The organism is Mesorhizobium sp. M7A.F.Ca.US.005.03.2.1 (assembly GCF_003997795.1).
In the GTDB taxonomy this organism is placed as follows: domain Bacteria; phylum Pseudomonadota; class Alphaproteobacteria; order Rhizobiales; family Rhizobiaceae; genus Mesorhizobium; species Mesorhizobium ciceri.
In genome coordinates, this window is the sequence record NZ_RZRP01000985.1 from 1 (window position 1) to 2,164 (window position 2,164).

Here is a 2,164-nt window from a genome sequence, read left to right on the forward strand (position 1 = left end):
TTGTAGATCTCTTCCCCGGTCTCCGGCAGGTAAGCGAAGGCAGGGTGTTCCTGCGCATTGGACAGGTTGAGCGGCCGCGCGCTGGCGGCGATGGTGCCGACCAGGCCTTGGCCCAGCCGCAACTGCGCCAAATGGACGGCGTTCGGGTTCAGGCCTTCGGTGGCGTAGAGTTCGAGCACCGAATCGGCGCGCAGCACATAGAGCGAGCAGACTTCCGCGACCATGTTGGAGGCGATGTCGCGCACAATCCGGTCAAGCCGCTCCTGCGGCTCCAGCGGCTCCTGCATGAGCTCGCGGAGCCGTTTGAGCAAAACGCGCGGGCCACTGGCCTGATCACGCATCGCGGCTTGTTCTCCAATGGGCATTCTGCCCGCCGCAGTTTCCACCGCGACCGGCGCACACGCAACAACTCAAATCGTTCTCGCTACTGCTTATCCAGACCGTAGACGGAATGCAAAGTACGAACCGCAAGTTCCGTATACGGGCCGTCGATCAGGATCGAAATCTTGATCTCCGAGGTCGTGATGGCGCGGATGTTGATCGATTTGTCGGCCAGCGCCTTGAAAGCGGTGGCGGCGACGCCGGCATGGCTCCTCATGCCGATGCCGATGACCGAAACCTTCGACATGCCGGCTTCCGACTGCACGACATCGTAGCCGATCGAGGCCTTGAGGCGTTCAAGCACGGCCAGCGCCTTGTCGACATCGCCCGACGGCACGGTAAAGGTCATGTCGGTGAACTTGCCGTCCTCGGAAATGTTCTGGACGATCATGTCGACATTGATGTTGGCCTCGGCCAGCGGCCCGAAGATGCCGGCGGCAACGCCCGGCCGGTCGCCGACCCGGCGCAGTGAAATCTGCGCTTCGTCCTTGGCGTAGGCAATTCCGGTGACGACCTGCTGTTCCACGATCTCTTCCTCGTCGCAAATGAGCGTTCCGGGCGGATTGAGCAAATCCCCCATTCCGGGCGCATCGGGATCGTCGAAGGACGACCGCACGAAGGTACGCACCCTGTGCACCATGGCAAGCTCGACCGAACGCACCTGCAGAACCTTGGCGCCGAGCGAGGCCATTTCAAGCATTTCCTCGAACGAGATCTTGGCCAGCCGCCGCGCCTTGGGCTCGATGCGTGGATCGGTGGTGTAGACCCCGTCGACATCGGTGTAGATGTCACAGCGATCGGCTTTGACCGCCGCGGCGATGGCGACAGCACTGGTGTCGGAGCCGCCGCGGCCGAGCGTGGCAATACGATTGTCCGGGCCGATGCCCTGGAACCCGGCAATCACCGCCACCTGGCCCTCGCCGAAGCGCTTGATCAGGAACGCACCGTCAATGTCGAGGATGCGCGCCGCCCCATGCGCATTATCGGTCTTGATCGGGATCTGCCAGCCCTGCCAGGAGCGGGCGTGCACGCCCATGTTCTGCAAAGTGATGGCCAGCAGGCCGGCCGTGACCTGCTCGCCGGAAGCGACGACCGCATCATATTCGCGTGCGTCATGCATCGGCGAGGCCTCACGCGTCCAGCCGACCAGTTCGTTGGTCTTCCCGGCCATCGCCGAAACGACCACCGCCACCTCATGGCCGGCGTCGACCTCGCGTTTGACGTGACGCGCCACGTTGCGGATGCGGGCGATGTCGGCGACGGAGGTTCCGCCGAATTTCATCACGATGCGCGCCATGGGAGCGAAATGCCTTTGCCTGAAGCCGGATCCCAGCCAAAAGCCGGAATCCCGAAAAGCGGAAGGCCGGCTGACGCCGGCCGCTGAATGCGCGGCCTCCTTAGCCAAATGACGAAGGTTTCGCAAGGCTGGCGGCCAATTGCCGGCTCCAGAAGCCGGCATATTGCCTTCCGCCCCGGCGCCGCCTACGAAATGCTGCCTGCGGGGAATTCTTTTGGTTCGGCATAGCAGATGATGATTGCTCGGTTTCGACGTGCCATGCGATGGCAATCGCTCCCGCTTGTCGCAGGCTTTGCGGTGCTGGCGCTTATTGTCGGCAGCCGTGCCATGCTGGTCGAGGAACAGCGGGCCAACCGCGCCGCCGCGCGCGAGGCAATCGAATATCAGCAATTGCTTTCGGGTCTGCTTTCTCTGGCACAGGAAGCCGAGAACGGCCAGCGTGGCTACCTGCTGACCGGCGAGAAATCCTATCTCGAACCCTATCGG

3 protein-coding genes are annotated in these 2,164 nt (G+C 63.0%); 1 reads left to right on the plus strand and 2 read right to left on the minus strand.

Features of this window, described 5'->3' with window-relative positions; genetic code table 11:
- The coding region (locus EN991_RS33560; RefSeq protein WP_127370343.1) for a GAF domain-containing protein at positions 1-341 on the minus strand (341 nt) is incomplete at its 3' end.
- A gap of 83 nt (positions 342-424) precedes the next feature.
- Positions 425-1,678 carry an aspartate kinase gene (locus tag EN991_RS33565; RefSeq protein WP_013529459.1) on the minus strand — a complete coding sequence of 418 codons (1,254 nt, stop codon included), beginning with the start codon at positions 1,676-1,678 and terminating at the stop codon, positions 425-427.
- Between the two features lie 258 nt (positions 1,679-1,936).
- Here EN991_RS33565 and EN991_RS33570 point away from each other — a divergent pair.
- Positions 1,937-2,164: CHASE3 domain-containing protein (locus tag EN991_RS33570; RefSeq protein WP_206519303.1), on the plus strand; the 228-nt coding region annotated here is incomplete at its 3' end.